Source organism: Rhodococcus sp. BP-241, assembly GCF_019836145.1.
In the GTDB taxonomy this organism is placed as follows: domain Bacteria; phylum Actinomycetota; class Actinomycetes; order Mycobacteriales; family Mycobacteriaceae; genus Rhodococcoides.
The window spans coordinates 215,549-237,005 of the sequence record NZ_JABUEI010000006.1; the positions used below are offsets into that span (position 1 = coordinate 215,549).

24 protein-coding genes and 2 pseudogenes are annotated in these 21,457 nt (G+C 66.8%); 13 read left to right on the top strand and 13 right to left on the bottom strand.

Annotation, left to right across the window (positions count from 1 at the left end; genetic code table 11):
* Positions 1–31: 31 nt before the first annotated feature.
* Positions 32–1,165, bottom strand: coding sequence for a TIGR03364 family FAD-dependent oxidoreductase (locus tag HQ308_RS14590; protein WP_222646868.1), 1,134 nt, complete (start codon positions 1,163–1,165; stop codon positions 32–34).
* Positions 1,166–1,350: 185 nt separating this feature from the next.
* Here HQ308_RS14590 and HQ308_RS14595 point away from each other — a divergent pair, with 185 nt between their 5' ends.
* Entirely contained in the window at positions 1,351–2,109 is a 759-nt protein-coding gene (locus tag HQ308_RS14595) for a GntR family transcriptional regulator (protein WP_222646870.1), read from the top strand.
* Entirely contained in the window at positions 2,106–2,792 is a 687-nt protein-coding gene (locus HQ308_RS14600) for a phosphonatase-like hydrolase (RefSeq protein ID WP_222646872.1), read from the top strand. Before HQ308_RS14595 ends, HQ308_RS14600 begins: the two co-directional genes overlap by 4 nt.
* A 130-nt stretch (positions 2,793–2,922) precedes the next feature.
* Here HQ308_RS14600 and HQ308_RS14605 read toward each other — a convergent pair whose 3' ends face one another.
* Positions 2,923–4,161, bottom strand: coding sequence for an AGE family epimerase/isomerase (locus tag HQ308_RS14605; protein ID WP_222646874.1), 1,239 nt, complete (start codon positions 4,159–4,161; stop codon positions 2,923–2,925).
* A gap of 95 nt (positions 4,162–4,256) precedes the next feature.
* Here HQ308_RS14605 and HQ308_RS14610 point away from each other — a divergent pair, with 95 nt between their 5' ends.
* On the top strand, positions 4,257–4,682 hold the full coding sequence (locus tag HQ308_RS14610) for an SRPBCC family protein (protein WP_037186314.1): 426 nt from the start codon (positions 4,257–4,259) through the stop codon (positions 4,680–4,682).
* 6 nt (positions 4,683–4,688) lie between these two features.
* Here the strand turns inward: HQ308_RS14610 and HQ308_RS14615 are convergent, their stop codons facing one another.
* Positions 4,689–5,357, bottom strand: coding sequence for a hypothetical protein (locus tag HQ308_RS14615; RefSeq protein WP_222646876.1), 669 nt, complete (start codon positions 5,355–5,357; stop codon positions 4,689–4,691).
* Positions 5,354–5,830: a hypothetical protein gene (locus HQ308_RS14620; protein ID WP_222633205.1), complete on the bottom strand. Its 477-nt coding sequence runs from the start codon at positions 5,828–5,830 to the stop codon at positions 5,354–5,356. The genes HQ308_RS14615 and HQ308_RS14620 overlap by 4 nt, the downstream gene beginning before the upstream one ends.
* Before the next feature lie 74 nt (positions 5,831–5,904).
* Here HQ308_RS14620 and HQ308_RS14625 point away from each other — a divergent pair, with 74 nt between their 5' ends.
* The 4 genes from HQ308_RS14625 (at position 5,905) to HQ308_RS14640 (ending at position 8,716) form a co-directional block, all read left to right on the top strand.
* Positions 5,905–6,399 carry a hypothetical protein gene (locus tag HQ308_RS14625; protein WP_222646878.1) on the top strand — a complete coding sequence of 165 codons (495 nt, stop codon included), beginning with the start codon at positions 5,905–5,907 and terminating at the stop codon, positions 6,397–6,399.
* On the top strand, positions 6,396–6,785 hold the full coding sequence (locus HQ308_RS14630) for a transcriptional regulator (protein ID WP_222646880.1): 390 nt from the start codon (positions 6,396–6,398) through the stop codon (positions 6,783–6,785). Before HQ308_RS14625 ends, HQ308_RS14630 begins: the two co-directional genes overlap by 4 nt.
* 279 nt (positions 6,786–7,064) lie before the next feature.
* Entirely contained in the window at positions 7,065–7,634 is a 570-nt protein-coding gene (locus HQ308_RS14635) for a maleylpyruvate isomerase N-terminal domain-containing protein (RefSeq protein WP_222638919.1), read from the top strand.
* Positions 7,635–7,930: 296 nt separating this feature from the next.
* Positions 7,931–8,716, top strand: a complete 786-nt coding sequence (locus HQ308_RS14640; protein WP_222646882.1) for an SDR family oxidoreductase — start codon at positions 7,931–7,933, stop codon at positions 8,714–8,716.
* An 11-nt stretch (positions 8,717–8,727) separates the two neighbouring features.
* On the opposite strand, the gene HQ308_RS14645 is transcribed toward HQ308_RS14640, so the two are convergent.
* A complete protein-coding gene (locus HQ308_RS14645) occupies positions 8,728–9,555 on the bottom strand; it encodes an IclR family transcriptional regulator (RefSeq protein WP_197027824.1) in 828 nt (275 codons plus the stop codon).
* Between the two features lie 62 nt (positions 9,556–9,617).
* Positions 9,618–9,776 carry a hypothetical protein gene (locus HQ308_RS14650; RefSeq protein WP_197027825.1) on the bottom strand — a complete coding sequence of 53 codons (159 nt, stop codon included), beginning with the start codon at positions 9,774–9,776 and terminating at the stop codon, positions 9,618–9,620.
* A gap of 247 nt (positions 9,777–10,023) precedes the next feature.
* Between HQ308_RS14650 and HQ308_RS14655 the strand changes: the two genes are divergently transcribed.
* The 3 genes from HQ308_RS14655 to HQ308_RS14665 all read left to right on the top strand — a co-directional run bounded on the left by HQ308_RS14655 (position 10,024) and on the right by HQ308_RS14665 (position 11,846).
* The gene (locus tag HQ308_RS14655) at positions 10,024–10,380 is read left to right on the top strand and encodes a nuclear transport factor 2 family protein (protein WP_056443437.1); all 357 of its coding nucleotides are present in this window, start codon (positions 10,024–10,026) and stop codon (positions 10,378–10,380) included.
* Positions 10,381–10,435: 55 nt separating this feature from the next.
* A complete protein-coding gene (locus HQ308_RS14660) occupies positions 10,436–10,948 on the top strand; it encodes a MarR family winged helix-turn-helix transcriptional regulator (protein ID WP_056443434.1) in 513 nt (170 codons plus the stop codon).
* Positions 10,949–11,186: 238 nt separating this feature from the next.
* Positions 11,187–11,846 (top strand): sigma-70 family RNA polymerase sigma factor, encoded by a 660-nt coding sequence (locus HQ308_RS14665; RefSeq protein ID WP_222646884.1) that lies wholly within the window; start codon positions 11,187–11,189, stop codon positions 11,844–11,846.
* Positions 11,847–11,854: 8 nt separating this feature from the next.
* On the opposite strand, the gene HQ308_RS14670 is transcribed toward HQ308_RS14665, so the two are convergent.
* The 5 genes from HQ308_RS14670 to HQ308_RS14690 all read right to left on the bottom strand — a co-directional run bounded on the left by HQ308_RS14670 (position 11,855) and on the right by HQ308_RS14690 (position 18,374).
* Positions 11,855–13,354 carry an alpha/beta hydrolase gene (locus HQ308_RS14670; RefSeq protein WP_308115784.1) on the bottom strand — a complete coding sequence of 500 codons (1,500 nt, stop codon included), beginning with the start codon at positions 13,352–13,354 and terminating at the stop codon, positions 11,855–11,857.
* A 23-nt stretch (positions 13,355–13,377) separates the two neighbouring features.
* On the bottom strand, positions 13,378–15,321 hold the full coding sequence (locus HQ308_RS14675; protein WP_222646888.1) for a S9 family peptidase: 1,944 nt from the start codon (positions 15,319–15,321) through the stop codon (positions 13,378–13,380).
* A gap of 52 nt (positions 15,322–15,373) precedes the next feature.
* A complete protein-coding gene (locus tag HQ308_RS14680; protein ID WP_222646890.1) occupies positions 15,374–16,060 on the bottom strand; it encodes a DUF3159 domain-containing protein in 687 nt (228 codons plus the stop codon).
* A gap of 110 nt (positions 16,061–16,170) precedes the next feature.
* The gene (locus HQ308_RS14685) at positions 16,171–17,691 is read right to left on the bottom strand and encodes an alpha/beta hydrolase (RefSeq protein WP_308115785.1); all 1,521 of its coding nucleotides are present in this window, start codon (positions 17,689–17,691) and stop codon (positions 16,171–16,173) included.
* Positions 17,692–17,729: 38 nt separating this feature from the next.
* On the bottom strand, positions 17,730–18,374 hold the full coding sequence (locus HQ308_RS14690) for a hypothetical protein (RefSeq protein ID WP_261776124.1): 645 nt from the start codon (positions 18,372–18,374) through the stop codon (positions 17,730–17,732).
* Between the two features lie 153 nt (positions 18,375–18,527).
* Here HQ308_RS14690 and HQ308_RS14695 point away from each other — a divergent pair, with 153 nt between their 5' ends.
* From HQ308_RS14695 to HQ308_RS14705, 3 genes and pseudogenes are all read left to right on the top strand, one after another.
* Positions 18,528–19,133, top strand: coding sequence for a TetR/AcrR family transcriptional regulator (locus tag HQ308_RS14695; RefSeq protein WP_222646892.1), 606 nt, complete (start codon positions 18,528–18,530; stop codon positions 19,131–19,133).
* Between the two features lie 4 nt (positions 19,134–19,137).
* Positions 19,138–19,398 (top strand): annotated as a pseudogene (locus HQ308_RS14700) (alpha/beta fold hydrolase); the annotation flags it as partial.
* A complete protein-coding gene (locus HQ308_RS14705; RefSeq protein ID WP_222646894.1) occupies positions 19,395–19,781 on the top strand; it encodes a VOC family protein in 387 nt (128 codons plus the stop codon). The pseudogene HQ308_RS14700 and the gene HQ308_RS14705, both read left to right, overlap by 4 nt.
* Positions 19,782–20,069: 288 nt before the next feature.
* Here the strand turns inward: HQ308_RS14705 and HQ308_RS14710 are convergent, their stop codons facing one another.
* Together HQ308_RS14710 and HQ308_RS14715 are read right to left on the bottom strand one after the other, a co-directional pair.
* A complete protein-coding gene (locus HQ308_RS14710; protein WP_308115786.1) occupies positions 20,070–20,387 on the bottom strand; it encodes a peptide deformylase in 318 nt (105 codons plus the stop codon).
* A 47-nt stretch (positions 20,388–20,434) separates the two neighbouring features.
* Positions 20,435–20,569, bottom strand: a pseudogene (locus tag HQ308_RS14715) (helix-turn-helix domain-containing protein); the annotation flags it as partial.
* Positions 20,570–21,457: the final 888 nt, after the last annotated feature.

Sequence of the window (21,457 nt, forward strand, 5' to 3'; positions counted from 1 at the left end):
TGGGGGAAGCGTGGGTACGAGCGGGACGGGGTCAGAAGGAGTCGAGAACGGTCGGCGCCAGGCCGAATGCCGTGGTCATGCCGATGCCCGAGGTCACGGACACCACGCGTACGGCGGGCAACGCTGCAGCGGTGAGGAAGTCGGTGTCCGGACTACTGGCGTAGACACCCCGCCACCGCCGCAGGACGGTGAGGGGAGCGCCGAACAGGCGCGCGCCCTCACGGAGAAGAAGTTCGGCGTCGAACTCGTCGTCGAACGGGCTGTGTGTCCGGGCATGGTGGTGGGTGTCGCCGAGGACGACGGCGCCGTCCGGACGTTGGGTGAGCATGAGATTCATGACCACGTCGAGAAGTTCGGGCGAGTCCTCGGCGATCCGTCGCCGAACGAGTGCGGCGGACGGCATCGCCGACAGTCCGGCGTATCTCAGCATGGACAGGCCGGTCAGCACTGCCGGCTCGATCACGACACCGCCGGGTGCGGACACCTCCAGCATCTGAAGACGGCAGCGCTCCATTCCGATGCCCACCGCGATGTTAGGGAACAGTCGATCCACGTCGTGTCCGACGGCGTGAACCACTGCGTCGCACACGATCTCGCCGTGTGGAGTGTGTACGGTCGCGCCGGCACCGCTCGACTCGATCGCCGTGACGTGCGTCGCCCAGCGGAACTGCACTCCTTCCACGACGAGCCAGGAGGCGAGAGCGGGAATCGCTTCACGAGGATCGACTCGAAGATCGTGAGTGAACCGCGCGGCACCGGTGACGCCGGGGCGGTCGAAGGGCCCGGCGCAGACACCCATGTCGACCTGCTCGGTCCCGCGTTCGGCAACGAACTCCTCGAGCACCGCGAGTTCGTCCGCCCCGCGAGCCACCACGAGCGTTCCGCACTCGCGGACTCCGAACCCGGCCTTGCTTCCCAGCGTCAGCCACCTCTCGCGCGCAGCGAGAGCGTAGGTCAGCGCGTCCCCTGCCTGTGCCGTCGTGCAGATGTGTCCGAAGTTCTGGATCGACGCCCCCACCGCGCGATCGTCTCGTTCGACGACCACGACCGACAGTCCCCGGAGCACCGCTTCCGCAGCGTGCGCCAATCCGACGATGCCGGCTCCGACGATGACGATGTCGGCACGGGACGGTGGAGGTGTCGATGGTTCTCGGGTCTCGGTCACGGCGACGACGTTGCTCCCCGAGCCCGGCTCGGTCAAGGAGTTCCCGCAACTTGTACATACATGTTTACCGACCGTTCATCCAGTTCATGGGTCCGCAGTCGTGGGCGATGCGGCATAGTCGTCATCGGTACGACCAGTTGTCCAGTCAGGTCGCCCATACCCCGATCCACCGGAGGGTGCGCACGATGTCTCTACCTCTGCACGGCCGTGTCGCCGATGCGCTGCGCGGTCAGATCACCGACGGAACGTTGCCCGTCGGTGCGCCGCTCCCGTCCGAGGCGCGCCTGTGCGCGCTGTTCGACGCGTCGCGGGGCACGGTCCGTGCCGCCCTCGCCGCACTCCGCCACGAGGGGCTCATCGCCGGCGGTCGCGGTCGTCCTCCCGTCGTGTGCGCGACCGCCGTCGCGCAACCGTTCGAGACGTTCATGTCCTTCACCGCCTGGGCCGACTCCATCGGCAGGGTTCCCGGCCAGCGCACCCTCGAGGTGGCACGCCGGGCCGCCGGACCCGTCGCCGCGGCCGCGCTCGGTCTCGATGCCGGCACCGTGGTCATCGACGTCCTGCGCCTGCGAACCCTCGACGGGGCACCCGCTCTTCTCGAACGGTCCAGTTTCGTGGAATCGGTCGGCCGCAGACTGTTCGACTTCGATCCCGATTCCGGGTCCATCTACGCCTACCTGATCGGCGAGGGGGTGGACCTGCACGGCGGCCGACACACCATCGACGCCGTGTCCGCCACCGACGTCGACGCCGCCCATCTCGACACCGATCCCGGAGCACCCCTTCTCCGCGAGCGGCGCCGGGCGACGGACAGCTCGGGCACCCCCCTCGAGTACGCGGACGACCGGTATCGGCCGGACCGTGTCGCCTTCACCATCGACAACACGCAGTCCGCCGCACACGGCGCGGCCCACGACCTACGCATCGTCAAGGAGAGCTCATGACCGCCCGCTCGTTCGACCTCGCCTGCCTCGACATGGCCGGCACCACCGTGGACGAGGGCGGGCTGGTGTACACCGTGCTCGCCGCGGCCGTGTCCGACGCGACGAACAGTTCCGTGTCCGACGAGCTTCTGTCCCGATGGAAGGGAACCGGAAAGCGCGAGGCCATCGTCGGTCTGCTCGACAACCTCGGAGCGTCGACCGACGACCGGCACGTGGACGTCGTGTTCGACGACTTCACGACACGACTGACCGAGGCCTACCGGGAGACTCCCCCGTCGCCCGTCCCGGGTGTACCCGACGCCCTACGGCAGTTGCGCGAGCGCGGAGTGAAAGTAGCGCTGCAGACCGGTTATTCGTCAGGGATCACGAAGGCGATCCTGGACGGGCTGGGGTGGACCGTCGGTACCGACCCCCGAGACACGGTCGACGCCGTGATCACCTCCGACACGGTGCCGGCGAGTCGCCCCGCTCCCTATCTGATCTTCCGGTGCATGGAGGCGACCGGCGTGGTCGACGCGCGCCGGGTGCTCGTCGCCGGTGACACCCCGAACGACGTTCTGGCAGGCCACCATGCGGGCGCCGGGTTCGTCGTCGGAGTGCTGAGTGGGTCGTTCGACGCCGCCGCTCTGTCCGCTGCGACGCACGTGCTGCCCAGCGTGGTCGGCGCAGAGGACCTGCTCTAGACCGCTGCGGCAGGTCACATCCACGGCACTCGTCGTTGCCACCACGGCATCGATCGCGGTCGCTCCGATTCGACTGTCGCCGAGCGTGAGCGAGTAGGGGAACCGTGCGACGACGCGCACGGGCATCGGGTCACCGTGGATCGAGCATGCCGCCGCTCAGCACCGCCGCAAGGCTCGATCCCGTGGGATACCGACTGATCCACACCGCCTGGGCTGCGTGGTAGATGTCGGGCTTCCCGCCCCACACACTCGTCGCCACGGTGTTGTGCTCGTCGAGTTCGTGGTGCCACGATCCGTGCACTCGGTCGATGTGGCAGTCGGCCGCGTGATCCCACCACGCGCGATAGTCGTTCTGGTACTCCCCTTCTCCGGTCCACCGCAGCAGGGTCGCGGCGGCGGCGATCGCCTCGCACAGCACCCAGTGCAATCGCTGGGTCACGACGGGCCGGCCGGTCCAGTCGGTCGTGTAGACGAAGCCGGGCGTCGACCCTTCCTGCCATCCGTCGGCAGCGGCGCGCCGATACAGCGATCGAGCGACGTCCACGTGGTCGTGGCCGCGCGCGCTGGTGGCCACGAGGGAGACCTGCAGCATCAGGCGCGACCACTCGAAACCGTGACCGACCGTCGCACCGTAGGGCTTGAACTGATCGGCCGGACTGTCGGAGTTATACCCCAGCAGCGGTTCCCACTCGGTGGTGAAGTGTTCGGGGATGCGCCAGTCGTTGGCCTCGGACCACTCGATGACGCTGTCGCAGATGCGAGCGGCCCGCTCGCGCCACACCGTGGGGGCGCCGGCGTCCACTGCCGCGAGCATCGCCTCCACCATGTGCATGTTCGCGTTGATCCCGCGATAGTCGTCCAGTTCCGACCAGTCGGCGTTCCAGGTGTCCACGCACATGCCACTGCGGTCGTCCCAGAACCGGGCATCGACGACGGCGAGTGCCTCGGTGAGCAGTGCAGGTCCGCGAGGGTGACCCGCCGCGGTGGCCGTCGACGCCGCGAGAACGACGAAGGCGTGCGTGTAGGCCGACTTGGTCGCGTCGTCGGTCGACTCGACCCAGCCGTCGTGTCGGTCGTCGCGCAGCACCGTCAGGAGTCCGTCGAACAGTCGGTCGGCTCTGCGGCGAGAGCCCGGATGCCCGAGCAGCGCACCGAGGTACTGCACGTGCACCATGCGCGCGGTGATCCAGGTGAACACCGGCCGCGTCAGGTCCGGCTCGCCCGTGTCGTCGAGCCACGCCGCGCCTCCCGACGGGTGATCGAGAGTGCGGCCGAAGTCGAGCAACCGGGCGGATTCGCCGTCGAGCCACGACCTGTGGGACGGAAGCGTCGGCCAGGAGGGACCCGCAGGCATCTCGTTCGAGGACACCGCGTCACCCTACGAGACCGTCGGCGCCTCCCGGCTCGGAACAGCTGCACCGGTGCTGACATGATCGGGTCCCGCATCGAACAGGAGTCCCTCTGATGGCAGCACCCACGCGCGTCCACGTCACCCACACGTTCACGTCCGCACCGGATGTCGTGTTCGCAGCCCTGTCGGAGCACGAGAACCTCGGCCCCCTGTTCGGAGCGAAGATCACGCGTGTTCGTGACGGAGACAGCTCGCGCAACGGTGTCGGCTCCACGCGCGCACTGAAGCTCGGCCCGCTGCCCGCCTTCCACGAGACGACGATCGTCTCCGAACCGAACACCCTCATCGAGTACAAGATCACCAAGGGCTCACCGCTGCGCGGACACTGGGGCACCCAGCGCCTGACCCCGACGACCGACGGCGGCACCGCTCTCGACTACACCATCGGATTCGACGCTCCGGTTCCCGGCCTGGCTCTCGTCGTCGCGAAGGTTCTCACCTCGACCATCTCCGCCAAGATCGGCAACCTCGTTCCCTGACGTCGGTCAGTACGTGTAGTTGATGTCGCGGGAGAACGTGAACCCGCCCGTGGGTGCGGTGCAGGCGATGATGTCGTCCGGCCCGGACTTGCACACCACCCCGTCGACAGAGAGCACCTGGCCGACGTCGAGCACCAGAGCGTTCTGATCGACGTAGATGCCCTGCGTCGTGCAGAAGCTCCCCGAACCCGCACCGGTGACACGAATTGCCACCTTGTCGTTGGCCGCGTTCGAACACTGCGCACCCTCGACTGGGTTTCGGCCGTCCTCGGCCTGGCATCCCACTCGTCCCTCTGGACCGTCCGACGCCCAGATACCGCAGTGCAGGTTTCCCATCGGCGACGTGAAGTTGTACTTCCCGGGTTCGGTCAGGAACACCGCGGGATCGACGTTGCCTGCCTCGTTGCCGGACGGCTGGAAGGGCGCACCCCCGGGCACGAGATCGGCCGCTTCCTCCGGAGTTTGCTCCGGTGGGGTGGCAGTGGACTCCTCCGACGCCGGTGTCGCGGTGGTCGACTTCACCGCCGGTGTCGCGGTGGTCGACTCCACCGTCGACGTGGCCACCGTGGTCCCAGCAGCCGGCGCATCCGTCGCGGAATCCCCGCCGGAACACCCCACCAGAGCCGACGCACACAGTGCAGCGATCGGAGCGACGAACGTCCGCATCGCCGTCATCGGGCCGGCACCTCGAAAGTGGGGCTCGGCGTGTGCGGGGTGTTCGTCCTGAACGTGACGGTGACCGGGCCTGCACCCGTGTCGATGTCGAGATAGGGGTTGGTCACGTTGGGGCCCTGGAAACGCCAGCTCGCCACTCGGTGTTCGGCGGTACCGCTGGCGCCGGTGTCGTGATTGTGCCAGTCCGCGTACATGGTCACGTAGCACTCGTAGTCGGCCAGCCCCACCCACGCGGGGCTGTACAGATGGGTCGTGAAGTCAGCGTGAATCTCGTCAGGGGTGTAGCCGCTGGTCACTCTGACATCGACCGTTCCCGCGAGGCACTGGGGAACCTCGGCGAGGGTGTGGATGCGCTGCTCCGGTGAGAAGTACATCGGTTGCGCACCGGCGTTCACGGTGCCACCCGCCGTGACGACTGCCGTCAGGGCGCCGGTGACGACGACGGCGCGAGTGCTGATGGGATGCTTCTTCATGACCCTCCTCGAGTGGACTGCATGGCCCGTCGAACGTAACACTTTCCAGCACGGAAAGTGTTAGTGTTTCCGTCATGGAAAGCCATCGGTCGCCAGACGATGCTCGCGCCCTGCTGAGTGAGATCCATGCCGACCGAATCGTTCTCGCCGACCGTCTCGCGGCGCCGACGTGGTTCTATCCGGCCTTCGCGGCACTGACCGCCCTGTACGTCGGTACACCGTCGCTGCCCGACGGCCACGTGCGTTCGGTGTCGACGTCCGTTCTGGTCGCGGCCGCGATCGTGACGACGGTGCTCTATCCCCGCCTGACGGGGGTACGCCCGTCAGGCGTGGGTGCCGTCGGGTGGTCTGTTCTCGGTGGGCTCCTGGTGACCGTGCTCGGATCGTTGAGTGTCTCCTACGGTCTGGTGGCATCTCTGTCCGCGTGGTGGGTCCTCGTGCCACAGGCGCTGTGTTTCGTGCTCGTGCTGTTCGGCGGCCGCCTGTTCGACCGCGAGTACCGACGCCATCTGCACGCAGACGACGTCCGACGCCCGTCCGGCCGACCGCACTCCGGACCACGGTCGTGACCGAGGATCGGGGCCCCGAACCACGATTCGATGCCGTCATCCACGCACCGGTCCGGCTGCGCATCTGCGGGCTTCTACGCCGAGTCGACGAGATCGATTTCGCCATCATCCGCGACACCCTCGAGATCAGCGATGCGTCTCTGTCCAAACATCTCCGAGCTCTGTCGGACGAGGGCTACGTGTCGACGAAGAAGACGACATCACTCTCCCGCGGGGACTCGCGACTGGTGACGTGGGTCGAGCTGACCCGGGTCGGTCGCGATGCCTTCGATTCACACATCGCAGAACTCGGGCTCATCGCGCACGGTCGCCCGGAACAGTCGACGGCTCGGCAATCACTGTCGACGAGACTTCCCCACTTCGGACCGACACCCGAATTCGGCTGACGACCGCCGGACCGCACGGCGCCGTCGCCTGATCCACGTCGTATCCACGTTGTTCACGCCGACGTCGACTCACCCGCCGTTCGAGTTCACCGGGGCTCGATATCAATGACCCGTCACCGTCGAACAGCGCAGCGGCACAGACAGAATTCGGGTCGCATCCTGTGCGCGGGGAGACCGGTGACGCAACGATCCGAGCGCCCGCCGACACGGGCACCCTGCTCGGCTCGGACTCGCTCGCGAACGATTGACGTGAGGGCGACGACGGTGCACAGTGCGCGCATGACACTGCCGCGCGAGACCGCCGACCGTCACCGCGCCGTCGCCGCGACCTTCACCACGCTCGTCGAGTCCACGTCGGCCTGGGATGCCCCGGCGCCCGTGGACGGTTGGACCGCACGGGATGTGGTGGCGCACCTCGTCGACTGGTTCCCGGCGTTTCTGGCGACGGCCACCGGGCTGGAACTCGATCGTGGGCGCTCACCACTCGAGGACCCGGTCGATGCCTGGCGTGTCCACAGCGACGCCGTGCAGAGAGTGCTGGACGGGCCGGACGCCGCGACCCCGTTCCACCATCCGATGATCGGCGAGATGCCACTTCCCGCGGCGGTCGGCCAGTTCTACGTACCCGACGTCTTCATGCACTCGTGGGACCTCGCCGCGGCCGGCGGGCAGGATCTCTCACTCGACGCCGACTACTGCGCCGAACTGGTCGACGGCATGCGGCCGATCGAGGAGCTCATGCGGTCGTCCGGCCAGTACGGGCCGGCTGTCGCAGTACCCGACGACGCCGACGATCAGACGAGGCTTCTCGGATTCATCGGGCGCGATCCGCATTTCCTCGGGCGCTGAGGCGCCCCGTCAGTCCTGCACTTCGTCTCGCTCGTGCTGCGTTCTCTGCTCGAGCTCGTCGTCGTCGAGATGGCTCGGTGTCTTGCGTGAGCCCGGCGGTCCGGGTGCGCGTCCTCCGTGGGAACCAGGACGTCGTCGAGTGTGGGTTCGTCGTGTGGATCGGTCATGAGTGCGGCGTGTCCGCGGACGAATCATTCAAACGTCCCCGTTCTCACTCCGCGATAACGACCCTGGACGCCCCAGACCGTGCAGGTGTGATCTGGATGAGAATCATTCACCGAGTCACGGAGGTCTCCATGAGCCAGAACCCACGCGTCGCCGTCGTCACCGGAGCAGCCCGAGGAATCGGCAAGAGTATCGCCGAACGCCTGGGCCGAGACGGTCTTCACGTCATCGTCGCCGACCTGCCTGGTTCGAAGGACGGTGTCGACGAGACCGTCGAAACGATCGTCGGTGCCGGCGGTATGGCCACGGGCGCCGCGGTCGACGTCGTGGACGAATCCTCGGTCGAATCGTTGGTGCGTTCCGCGGTGGACGCGGGCGGGCGCCTCGACGTCTTCGTCGCGAATGCCGGAATCGCCCAGGTCGAGGAGCTGCTGAAGTACGACAGCGCCGACTTCGACAAGATCTTCGACGTCAACGTCAAAGGCGTCTTCAATTCCTACCGAGCCGCGGCCAACCAGTTCATCGCGCAGGGAGGCGGCGGCAAGATCATCGGCGCGGCCTCGATCGTCGCGTTCCGACCCTTCGCACTTCTCGGCCCCTACTCGGCGACGAAGTGGGCCGTACGCGGTCTCACCCAGGCCGCGGCCATGGAGTGGGCCGAACACGGCATCACCGTCAATGCCTACGGCCCCGGCATCGTCGGCACGGCGATGTGGGATCTCATCGACGAGAAGCTCGCCGCGAAGCACGGCCAGCAGAAGGGCGAGGCGCTCGCCGAGAACGCCCAGTCGATCCTGCTGGGCCGAGTATCGGTGCCCGACGATGTGGCGAAGCTCGTGAGCTTCATGGCATCTCCGGATTCCGATTACGTCACGGGCCAGACGATGCTCGTGGACGGTGGCATCCAGTTCTCCTGACGCGGACGAGGTCAGCCGGTGCGCAACCACCGGCTGATCTCGTTAGCCGCGGACCGCAACGCGTGCTCCACCTCGGCCGCACGTCGACGGTCCACTTCCCGATCGGGGGTGCTGATGGCCACGGCTCCCATGACCGCACCCGACGCATCATGGACGGCCACTGCAGCGCACGCTTTCGTCGGAACGAATTCCTCACGCTCCCATGCCACCCCACGACGGGACACCTCGGCGAGGTGGTGTTCCAGTTCGTCGCGGTCGGTGATGGTCGTGGACGTGAGCCGTTCGGTGCCATGGGTGTCGAGATATTCGGCTGCGTCCTCGCGCGACATCGCAGCGAGCAGGATCTTGCCGAAGGCAGTCGCGTGCCCGGCCTCGTGGAAACCGAAGTTCAGCGGCGTGATGCGGGGGTGGGTGGCGCAGTCGGCGACATGCGCCACCACAACGTCGGACCCGCGGTAGACGGCGAAGTAGCTTGCCGTCCCCAGTGTCTCGTGCAGCTTCGAGATACGCTGCCGCACCGGCACAGGCACGCCGACCTGGCGATGCAGGCTGACACCGAGACGAGCCAACTTGTATCCCAGCTCGAACCGCTGTCGCGCTCGGAGATGAACGAGGTAGTCGCAACCGACGAGTACCTGCAGCAGACGGTAGGTCGTGGGCAGCGGGAAGCCCAGCACCTCGGAGACCTCCTTGGCGGTGGCGCCGCCGCGATCGGCCACCACCTCGAGCACGGCGAGGGTCTTCTCCACCGTGGCGACTCCGCCGGCTCCGGCGCGCCGCAACCGCGTCGGGACGTCGGGGGTCGGGGGATCACGGGGAATTCGATCGTCGTCGAGCACACCCCCATCGTCTCTCAGCACCGCCGCAGGGGGCGGAAGATCGAGCCCACGGGTTTCGTCGATCACAGAACTCGACGGGCGCGACGGTCCAACTCGCGGCGCACCCGGGTGCACTCGTTGGAGACCGACACGACGTCGTCCGGTGGCGCGTCGCGGGCAATGGCGGAACGGCGGTCCGTCACCAGCCGCTCGTACCGTTCCTGCAACAGATCGGTGGACATTTCCGCATAGTTCATCGCCCGACTCAGCTCTGACCGCGAGGGTGACCCGGCAGGTCACACCACACTCTCGATCTCCACGATCAGGATCCATCACCGGAGGTCGACTCGGGCATGAATGGCAGATCCCCCACGGACGGTCCATTGACCCGTTCCATTGTGGCGCCACCCTCTCGCGACGCGGTTGACGTGGAGACCGGCCGCGCCTAATTTGGGTGAACCTTCACCCATATGGAACTGGAGCCCAGCGATGGCAGAGTCGATCGAGCAGCTGATGCACGCCAACCTCCTGCAGGTCTTCGGCGAACGGGACCCCGCGGCGAGGCGGGCCGCCATCGCTCGGACGTACACGGAGGACGTCGTCTTCTCCGATGCCGAGGCTCGGGTGCAGGGCCACGACGCACTCGATGCCAAGGTGCAGGCGATCCTCGACGACGCACCGGGATTCGTGTTCACCGCGGACGGCAGCGTTCACCTCATGCAGGACGCCGGCTACCTGGCGTGGGCACTCGGACCCGAGGGCTCCGATCCCGTCGTCCGCGGAGCCGATGTCGGCATCGTTCGCGACGGCCTCCTGGCACAGGTCTACACCGTCATCCTCACCTGAGGTCGGTGGCCGCCTCGATGCGGGCCGTCCGTCGTCGGCCGGGTACAACAGGACGATGACCGAGTACGACGTGGCATCCGAGTCTCCTTACGCCTTTCTCGGCGAGGAGGAGACACGGGCCTGGTACGCCTACATGAAGGTGCACCTGCGGCTGCGCTACGAGATGGATCACCAGCTGCGCGGCGATCACGGCATCTCCCTGGCCGACTACGACGTACTGGTGGCGCTGGTCAGCGATCCCGAGCGCACGCTCTCGGTGTCCGACCTCGCCACCCGTATCGGCTCCGAGCGCAGCAGGGTCTCGCATCAGCTCCGCAGCCTGAGCGCACGGGGACTCGTGACCCTGGCGACCGACCCCGACGACCGTCGAGTGACCCGAGTTGCACTGTCCGACAGAGGTAACGACACCCTCGCCGATGTCTCGCCGCGACACATCGACTTCGTGCGGTCCGTCTTCTTCGATGCCCTCACTCCCCCTCAGGTGCAGGAGATGTCGACGATGTTCGAGGGCATCTACGACCAGTTGATCCGACACGGGACACTGCCCCGGCCTGTCGACCATCCGTGAGTCACCCGACGCCGATCAGTCGGAGTCGGACGGGAACCCGGGAGAGCAACGACACATCCGATCTCACGGCGCTTCTCACGGGTTACCGACCCTCGAACACTTCCTGACACCGAGACTGGCGCGATTCACGAACTCCTGGTCGCCCGCTGCTCAGGAAACGGACCGCACGGCGCACGACGCGAGATACGCGGTGTCCGTTCATGCGAGCGTCGGGGCCCGCATGATGCAGAATCAGCCCATGACCACGGCGGAGTACGCATCTCCGCGACGAGCGCGCCCACCATTTCTCGATGTCGATCGGTCCGATCGTGCAGCGACCGAGGCGAAGGCCGCTGCGCTGGACCGAGACCTTCGCGACCGATGCGGTGTCCTGCTCGGCCTGATCGCCTCCGGGGACGACCGCGCGATGGTCGAACTGATGCTGGTCACTCGACCCGTGGTGTTCGCAGCAGCGTTGCGAGTTCTCGGAGACCGTGCGCGCGCCGAGGACACGGCTCAGGAGACGTATTTTCAGGTGTGGACCTCGGCCGGAACGTTCGACTCCGACCGAGGAACACCACATGCCTGGTTGGCGACTCTCGCGCGCCGACGAGCGATCGACCGTTCGCGCTCCGACACGGCGTCAGCGAGGCGGGACACGACATACACCGCATCGCACTTCGATCGCGATCACGACGGCGTCTGGGAAGCGGTGTGGACGAACGCCGACAACGATCTGCTGACGAAGGCGCTGATCGAACTGACCAGTCTGCAGAGGAGCGCTGTCGACCTGGTCTACTTCCAGGGCCTGTCCTGCCGCGAGGCGGCCGAACTACTCGGCGTGCCTCATGCCACCGTCAAGACCCGGGTACGAGACGCCGTGCTGCGCTTGCGACTTCACCTCGCACGCACCGCGTGAGCGAACGCTCAGAGGGAGCAGCGAGCCCCTTCCGGAGGTGTGGTCAACTCGACCAGATAGTCGGCCACGATGTCGTTCACACAGGCATTCGCACCGGAGATCGCGACGGTGTGCTGCTCGCCGTCCACGGGGAGCAGCGTTCCGCCCAGAGTGTCCGCGAGGTTCACACCCCCTTCGTAGGGCGTGGACGGATCACCCGTGATCGAGATCGTCAGAGTGTCGGGAACGCCCTCGACATCCTGTGCGTAGGGAATTCCGAGTGTCGGCTCGGCCGGCCAGAACTCGCACGGATCACGAGCCCCCTCCGGACCGAGTCCCGCGTCCGTGAACGGCGCGATCTCCTGAATTCTCCGTTTGAGCTCGACTTCCTCCTCCGGTGTGTTGCGGTCCTCGTCCATGCAATTGACGGCGTAGAGCGCTTCGCTGAAGTTGGGGTGGGTGCCGTCCTCGTCGCGGCCGCCGAACACGTCGAGGATCTTCAGCAACGTGTCTCCCTGTCCCGCAGGGACCTCGGCTATCCCTCGGATGATGACAGGCCACACCGTCGAGTCGTAGAGTCCCGCGACCACCGCTCCGTATGCAGCGTCGAAGTCGAGGCGCCGACCGCTCTCGGTGACGATGGGATTCTCGACGAGAGGCCTGACGATGTCCTGGAACCTCTCGACCGCCCTGCTCGGATCGGGGCCCAGCGGACAGTCCGGAGACGCCGCACAGGACGCGGCCATCTCGTCGAACGAGCGCTGGAAGCCGGTGAACTGGTCGACTCTGCGGTCGGCCGTGCTCTGAGCGGGGTCGATGGCGCCGTCCAGGACCATGGCGCGCACGTTCTGAGGGAACATCTCGGCGTACACCGCTCCCAGTCTCGTTCCGTAACTCTGACCGAGGTAGCTCAGTTTCTCGTCGCCGAGCACCTCTCGCAGAATGTCCATGTCCCGCGCGGCATCTCGAGTTCCGACCGCCGAGAGGACGTCGTCGCCGCCCGAGCGCTCGGCGCAGCGTTCGACCAGGCGACGCGAGTCGTCCTCCGTCAGCGTTCTCGAGCCGGTCAGCACCGTGGTGTACGCCTCGCCGGCGTCGTTCTCGGCATCGGTGAAACAGTCGATCGCCGGTGTCGACGCACCGACCCCGCGAGGATCGAAGCCGATCAGGTCGAAGTGTTCGGTCACGCGACTGTCCGCCAAGGTCGTCGCACCCGCGGCGGCCATGCTCATTCCCGGCCCACCGGGCCCACCCGGATTGAGCAGCAGTGACCCGATTCGCTCACCCCGCGCGGGTGCCTTCAGCAGGGCGATCTGCGCCGTCCGACCGTCGGGATCGTCGTAGTCCAACGGCACGGTCACGTGAGCGCACTCGAAGGTCGGGTCGGCGGCGAACGCAGTGGCATCAGCCGATGTCACCGCGTACCCGTCGCACGATTCGAAGGCCACGTCCTGGTCGTGAACACTGCTCAGATCCGGCTCGGTCCGCGGTTGCGCACACCCGGCGAGCACCAGCGCAGTGACTGCCACGGTGACTCCTGCCGTCCTGCGGCTCACGACAGCGACCCGCTCGGTGCGTGGACGGACGAGGGACTCGCGGAATGCTCGCGCCCACCCAGGTGCTGGGCGAGGAACCGCTCGACCTCGCGGTAGAACGCGATGGTGTTCTCGGGGTTGACGAACCCGTGTCCTTCGTCGTCGAAGACGAGGTAGTCGACGTGGACCCCACACGAGCGGAGGGTGGCGACGACGTTGTCGGACTCGGCTCTGGTGACACGAGGGTCGTTGGCTCCCTGCGCGATGAGCAGGGGCGCCGTGGACGCGTCGAGACGGCTGATCGGGGACCGCGCGAGCATGTCCGCTTCCTGCTCCGGGTCACTCGGGTCGCCGACGAACCGGTACCAGTTGTTGACCAGGCTGGCCCGGAGAAAGGACGGTTGTGTCCTCATGAAGTTGGCGAGGTCCGAGATGCCGACCAGATCGACCGCCGCGGTGAACACGTCGGGGGTGAAGGTCGCGCCGACCAACGCGGCGTACCCGCCGTACGAGCCGCCCATGATCGCGACGCGCTCACGATCGGCGTACCCCTGCTGTACGGCCCACTCCACCGCGTCGACCAGGTCGTCGTGCATCGCGCCCGCGAGTTCCCCCACCGCGGCGTTGGTGTGAGCCTTCCCGTAGCCGGTGGAACCGCGGAAGTTGACCTGCAGCACCGCATATCCGCGGTTGGCGAGCATCTGCACGGCGGGATCGAAACCCCACGAGTCGCGATACCAGGGGCCGCCGTGGACGAACAGCACCATCGGCAGCGCGGTCGGGTCGACGCCGAGAGGCAACGTCAGGAAGGACGGCAGCGCACGCCCGTCGCGCGCCTCGATGGTCACCGGTTCCATCGGCGCCATCGCGGTCGGCTCGAGATGCGGATACGGACGGAACAACTGGCGGCTCGCACCCGTGGTGTGGTCGTAGAGATAGGTGACGGCGGGATCCCGATCGTGCACGAAACTGACGGTCCAGCGCAGTCCGCTCCGGTCCGAGGACAGTTCGCCGACATCGCCGTCCGAGAGCAGTTCGAGTGCTGCCAAAACCTCTCCGAAGCGCTCGTCGAGGACCCGGATCTCCTGGCGCTCGCCCAGGTATCGCACCCCGAGCAGGCCGCCGGTCTCGGCGTCGCAGATCAAGGGCGACGATGTCTGTTCGACAGCGCGGCGGGCTGCGTCGAGTTCCAACGTCGGGTGCGAGTCGACGACGGTCTCCTCGCCGGTGTCGAGGTCGACGCGCACGAGGTGCGTCAGATCGCGGCCGCGGGTCGAGCCCATCCACAAGCCTGTACCGTCCGGGGTCATCTGAGTCGGGGTGATCCCGATCGGGTAGTCCGTCGCGTCGATCGACACGATCGGGTTCCGTGTTCCCGACGGAGCGACTCGGGACAGGACCAGGTTGCCGTCGTCGGTCATCTCCTGCTCGACGACCGTGTCGCCCTCCGCGAGCATGAGCAACCGGTCCGTCCCGGCGCTGCGTCCGATCATGGTGATCTCACCCGTCGCGATGTCGATCCTGTGGAGGTCGAACTCGGCAGGGTTCCGCGCGTTGAGCATCACCGTGTAGCTGCCTGCACTCCCGCGCACGGGCAGGAGTTCGATCGCCCGAGCGCCGGGGAACGGTGTGAGATCGACAGCGGGACTGCGGGGATCGTCGAGATCGACACGGAACACGTGGTGGTTCTCGTCGCCTCCGCTGTCCTGCAGGTACAGCAGCCACCGGGGGTCATCGGTCCACTGGAAGTTCATGACGCTGCGGGTCTCGTCAGCGCTCACGCATCGGGCATCACCCACCGCGGAGAGATCCGGGGCGATGTCCTGCACCCAGACGTTGAGCCTGTTCCTCCACGGTGCGAGGAAGGCGATTCGGTTGCCTTGCGGAGAGATTCGGGCACCGACCGCAGCGGGCGGGCCGAAGAGGTCGTCGATCGCGATCAGATCGGGTGCAGTGGTCATGGGAGGTCCTTCCTCTGGTGGGGCGGGCAGAGCTGTGTGTCAGTGGTGTCTGTCAGCGGACGAAGTGGGTGGTCGAACGACGGAACGCCCAGACGGTGACCAGCACCGCGACCGCGAACAACGGCGCACCCATCGCGATCTTCGCGACGGCGAGCCAGCCGGTGGCGTCGGTGTCGTACAGCCAGTCCTGTACGAGGTACCGGGCACCGAAGAGCACCGCGAAAGTGAGAGTGGCGATGTCGTGGGCGCGGCGCACCGAGGAGTCCCGTCGCCACGCGTATCGATTGCCGTGCAGCGCGTTCCACAGCAGGCCGGTCACCGGCCTGCGGATCACCACCGATGCGAGTACCACGACGCCGACCACCAGGCTGGTCCAGATGCCGAGGAGGAAGTAGCCGCTCGCACTACCAGTCATCGCCGCGACGGCGCCGGCGGCGAGAACGCCGACGAGACCGCCGCTCGCCCCGGCGATCGACTCACCACCTCGGACGCGATGGATGGTCAGTCCCAGTGCGACGATCACCGCGGCGCCGATCGCGACCGGCAGAGTCCAGACGGCGTTGGCGACGACGAACACGACCACCGGTATCGCGGTGCGGACCATGCCGCTGGTGCCACCCAGACTGTCCACCACCCTCGCGGTGGCATCGGTGGTGGGTGCGTCCTGCGTGCTGTCGTGCAGCGGGTTCGTCATGTCGCCCTCCTCGCGCGTCGGTCGATCCGGTCGAATGATGTTCATCGACAACCAGAGTCGTCGAGAGGACCGACCGCTGCCAGTGCCTGCGTGCACCGGATACGGTGACACTGTCATCGGCCGGTCATGACAGATGTCACGGCGTCGGCCGGTGCTCACTGCGTCGCTCGAGGACACTGGGCGCCCTTCTCGGGCAGGGCGCCGTCGACGAGATACTCGGCGACCACCTCTTGCGCGCAGGGGTTGGTTCCGAGTGCGAAGACACCGTGTCCACTGCCGTCGACGGTGAGCAGCCGGGAGCGGTCGCCGAAGCGCTCGTCGAGCAGTTCACCCCCGCGCAAGGGCGTGACCGGATCACGTCGATGCTGCGCGATGAGGATGTTCGTCGGTCCGTCGGTGCCGATCGCGACCGGGGGCTCGGCCGGCGCATGGGCCCAGAACGCGCACGGCATGATGTTCGCCGCCGCTGCGCCGAAGAGCGGGTAGTCGACCCTGTCGGCAGCGACGGCGTTCTCGTATGTCGTCACGTCGTGCGGCCACTCGACGTCGTTGCAGGTGACGGCCAGGAAGACGGACCACGAGTTGTCGCCGGCCGACGGCACCGGAGCCGCCTGCGGCAGGTCCCCACCCTGACCCGCCGCGAGACCGTCCCGGTACGAGACCCATGCATCGGCCGCCGTCTCGTACGTCGCCGGGTTGTACAGCGTGACGAAGGTGGCGAGACGGAACGAGCGACCGTCCACCCCGTTCACGGGCGTGGCATCGAGTCCGGAGGCGATGTCGAAGTACGTCGCCCGTACCTCGTCCTCGGTCGCACCGAGGCCGTATCGATCGTGATGCTCTGCGATCCACCGGGCGAGATCCGGGAAGGTGTCCTCCATTCCTCGGGAATAGCGCCGCATCCCGGCTCGATCGAGATGGGTGTCACCGATGTTGCTGTCCAACACGATTCGATCGGTGCTCTCGGGGAACATCGACGCATAGGCCGCGCCCAGTGCCGAGCCGTAGGAGTATCCGAGGAAGCTCGCGGTGTCCTCACCGAGAGCAGCTCGCACGCGGTCGAGGTCCCGCGCCATGTTCGCGGTGCTCACGTGGCGCAGCAGGCCGTCGTCCTCTTCGGCGCACCGACGCGCGACCTCTCTCGCAGTGCGAACCTGCTCGTCGAAGGCAGCCTGGTCGTACGCGTACGGCGGGACTGCGCCGTAGTAGTGCAGGTCGTCGGTGAAACCGCAGCTGATGGGACTGGAATGGCCCACCCCCCGGGTGTCCATACCGATGAGGTCGTAACTGTCCAGCACGGACTGCGGCATGCCCTGATTCACCAGGAACGTCGGTTGGTCGAGCCCCGCACCGCCGGGGCCGCCCGGGTTGAGCAACAGCACGCCTCGCCGTTCCTCCGGCTTCTGGGAGGGCAGCCGAGAGATCTCGAGGTCGATCTGTTCACCGTCGGGGTCGTCGTAGTCCACCGGCACGGGCACCGACGCGCACTGCAGGCGAGACGGTGCCTCGGCTGGGCCACCGACGCCGACGGGACATGCGGACCAGTTCAGGTCGGGCATCGACTGTGGTTGCTGCACTTCGATATCGGGCTTCGACGTGGTCGAGGTCGTCGAGCAGCCGACGAGAACGAGGCAGATCGCGGCCGCCGCAGCGGTACGCGTGTGGTGTCGGTTCACGGGATGTCCCTTCGGTAGCAGGGGTGGACGACGGCAGATCAGTTGCCGGCGGCGTCGAGCCAGTGATAACGCAGTCGCAGAGCACGTTCCGTGCTGCCCACGGCCGCACCGACGGTGGAGGCGACCGTCGACCATGTCGGCAGATCGATCGGTACGGCGACGACCCCGATCGACTCGGCGATCGGCGGAATCCGGGACACCGTCTCCACGAGGTACACCGCGAGCGACAGGACTCCGCTGAGAACGAGGGCGATCGAGACGACACCGATGACCGCACTCGCCGCGGGGTGCCGCCTGTCGAATCGGGCCCGGCGCCCTTCGGCCGAGCGAGGGTCGGGGCTCAGCTGCCGCTCGCTCCCGTCAGCGGAGACGAGATGGCACCGCTTGACACCGAAACCACTCATCGCGACCTCGATGCGGCCGTCCTCGACGGGGAACGCGGCGGGCAGTGCCGACCGTGCTTCGCACAGACCGTCTCTGTACAGATCGGCCGTGACAGAACCGGAGGCCTGGTCCTGCCAGTGCCTGATGTCGACGGACCATTCCGGCTCATGGGGGCCCGACGGTGGGAGATGAAACAGCGCACGTCCCAGCAACTGCCACCATCGGAACGGCTGCAGTGCTCGCCCGTCGCCGGGTCGCACCCGACGAGCCGCGCGGCGGCGCCTGACTCGATCGAACATGATTCGCTCCTCTTCCGCCGGCCGTGCCACTAGCACGCTGTACTGTTGCGAACGATGGCCACGACGCTAGCACACCGTGCTAGCACATTGTGCTGGTCGAGTGATCGGTCCTGCTCAGAGCAGGAACGTGCGCAGAGGAACAGAGGGGACGCGATGCCGACACCGGACGAACCCGGCCCGGACACGCGGGCGCGGATACTCATCGCTGCCTGCGAGATGATCGGTGAGGACCCGGCGTCGACACTCAGCGTGCGATCGGTCGCCGCGCGCGCCGGAGTGAGCATGGGATCTCTCCGTCATCACTTCCCCACCCAGCGCGCACTGCGCGAGGCCGTTCTCGCCACGATCTACGACGTGGTGACACCGGACGCCGACGTCATCCACGACCGATCGATACCAGCTCGGGATCGCCTCGTGCGCTGCCTCGAGCAGGTTCTGGTGCCTGCCGTCGGTGCGCAGGCGCGGCGCGCGTTGATCAGCACCGTCGAGGCGTTCGCAGTACCCGAACCCACCGCAGACATCCGAGCCGCCTACGCGTCCTTCGCCGAGGAAGCGCAACGGAGAGTCGAGCAGTGGCTCGACATTCTCGCCGCCGAAGGTGCAGCGCCACAGGGTGATCAGTCGCTGAACGCCGCGTTCCTCAACACGGTTCTCGACGGCCTGTTCTGGGACCGGGCGATGCCCACCGATCCCGCCACGCTGCACCGAGCGACCGCCATTCTCCAGCATGCAGTGGATTCGGTCCTCACGCCGCCGTGACCACGTCAACCTCGCTGCCGCCTACGACTGCGTGACGGCGTTCTCCGAGACCGACTTCACCGAAGATCTGAAGGCGCTGACGGTCCCGATCTTCATCGCCGAGGGTGACGACGACCAGATCGTCCCCATCGCGGCGGCGGCCCTGAAGTCCATCGACCTCGTCCGGGACGGCACGTTGAAGGTGTACCCGGGCGCACCGCACGGCATCTACGGCGACTACCAGAAGGCCCTGGACGCAGACATTCTCGACTTCCTCGCCCGATGACCACCCCCCTCGCCCTCGGGCCCGTCGGCAACGTCTTCTACTTCGTCGACGATCTCGAGGCCGCAGTCGAGTGGTACTCCGCCCGGCTGGGTCGCACACCGATCCAGCGGGGCGGGGCACTGGTGGTCTACGACATCGACGGGGTGCGGCTCACGCTGCACGAGAACGACGACTACAACTCGTCCGGGCCGGCAGGAGTCTCCGCCTACTGGACCGTGACCGACGTGGATGCGATCGTCGCGGACTGGACAGCCCACGGAGCGGTTGCACACCGGGGACCCAAGACGGTCTTCACCGGTGAACGTCTGTGCCAGCTGCTCGATCCGTTCGGCAATCTGTTCTCGGTGCGACAGGCTCCCGCAGAGATGGATGTCAACGGCTAGGACAGGGGATCAGAGACCGGAAAAGCGGCCACGCGTATCGCGTGGCCGCTTTTCTGAACTGTGTGGAGCCGCCTAAGAGAATCGAACTCTTGACCTTTTCATTACGAGAACGACGAAAGCAGTTCAGGAGGGTCCGCCGCAGTCCACGAAAGGACCTCTCATCTGCGGAAACAGTCCAACCGGATCCATCGGGATTCATGGTCGTCGGTACCGAGCTGTGTCACTCCCGTGTCATCGAGAGCGGAGCGGATTCATACAAGTCCACGACCGTCCGCTGAACTGCCGGCCTTACTCCGCGGGCCGATCGGCTCCGTATCGATCAGAGACGGGCTCATGGTCACGGTAGAGCTGCTTGCGTCTGCGCCTCAAGAGTCGGTCGCCGAACACTGTGCGGTCGATGTGATCGCTCTCGTGTTGGAAGCAGCGTCCGAGGGTGCAGCCGGCGGTGAGTTCGATCGGGTCGCCGTACTGATCCTGCCCACGGCAGGTCGCGTACTCAGGTCGTGCCAGATCGGTGTACGCGCCGGGTAGTGACAGGCACCCTTCCCCGACGTCGACGAGACGCCGTGAACTCGACTCCGGCATCTCGACGACCGGATTGCACACGACACCGATGCGCTGCTGTCCGGTCTAGTCGCTGCTCATGTTCCGGGCTCGTACTGCGGCGGCCCCGAAGAGTTCACCGCCCTGGCCACCGTGTTCCGTGACAACCCCAACTGGCGGGCGATCTGTGCTTGCGAGATCCCCTCCGAGCCGTGCAACCGACGAATCAACGCCCAGTCCTCCACAGTGATCACTCCTCCATCGTCGAAATGAGGGCTCACTTTTCGACCGGATTACATGCTCAGTTTTCGACCGGAGCCGACAGTGACCATCAAGACTGCGACGGTGAGGGCGCACGGAACCACGGCAACTTGGAGGTCGAAGTAGTGATCGGGAGTGTCTGACCCCGTCGGCTCCTGCCTGACGAAGGATGCGACCCATTCACTGGCGATGGCCAGGGCTGCCAGCCCGGAGCAGATCGCGATGACCTGCACCCGTCTGGGTCGGTCGATGTCGTCGCGGTGGCGCCGGAGGAAAACGGCGGTCACAAGGTAGATCGCCAGCCTAGATCGGACTCGAAGGCCACGTCTGGAACGGCTGACTGCCCGAAACCATCTACCAGTGGGCGCCACCCAGGAAGGCCACCGCAGAGGCCTGAGAACGAACGAGATGACCCACCCTTCAGCCGACGGACAACTTTGCCGTTCGAACATGTGTTCGCTATCGTGAGTGTGCGGGGTCGAGTGGTGGTGGCCGGCATCAGTTGGTTCACTTGGGAAGCATTCGGCCCCGCGCCGATCTCAGGAGGCGGGAGATGGACTGGACGCAGGCGGCGAGTCGGGTGCGCGTCACGCCCAGGCCCACGGGCTCACAGCCGACACCGGCACCAGACAGCGCATGGACCCCGCGTACTATCGTCTCGCCGCCTAGTGCGACGCCGCGGCCTACTGTCATACCGTCCCGAAGCCGAAGCTCGAACGGGCCGTGAAGGTCGCGCTCGCCGCCGAGCCGAAAGCCACACCGTCATGGGGCAGCTTCGACCTCAGCAGCGGCACCGGAATCTGACGGAACCGATCAGCATCGGTTTGCGTCCAACCGTTCATGACTGAATCCGTTGAACCGTTGACGCCTGA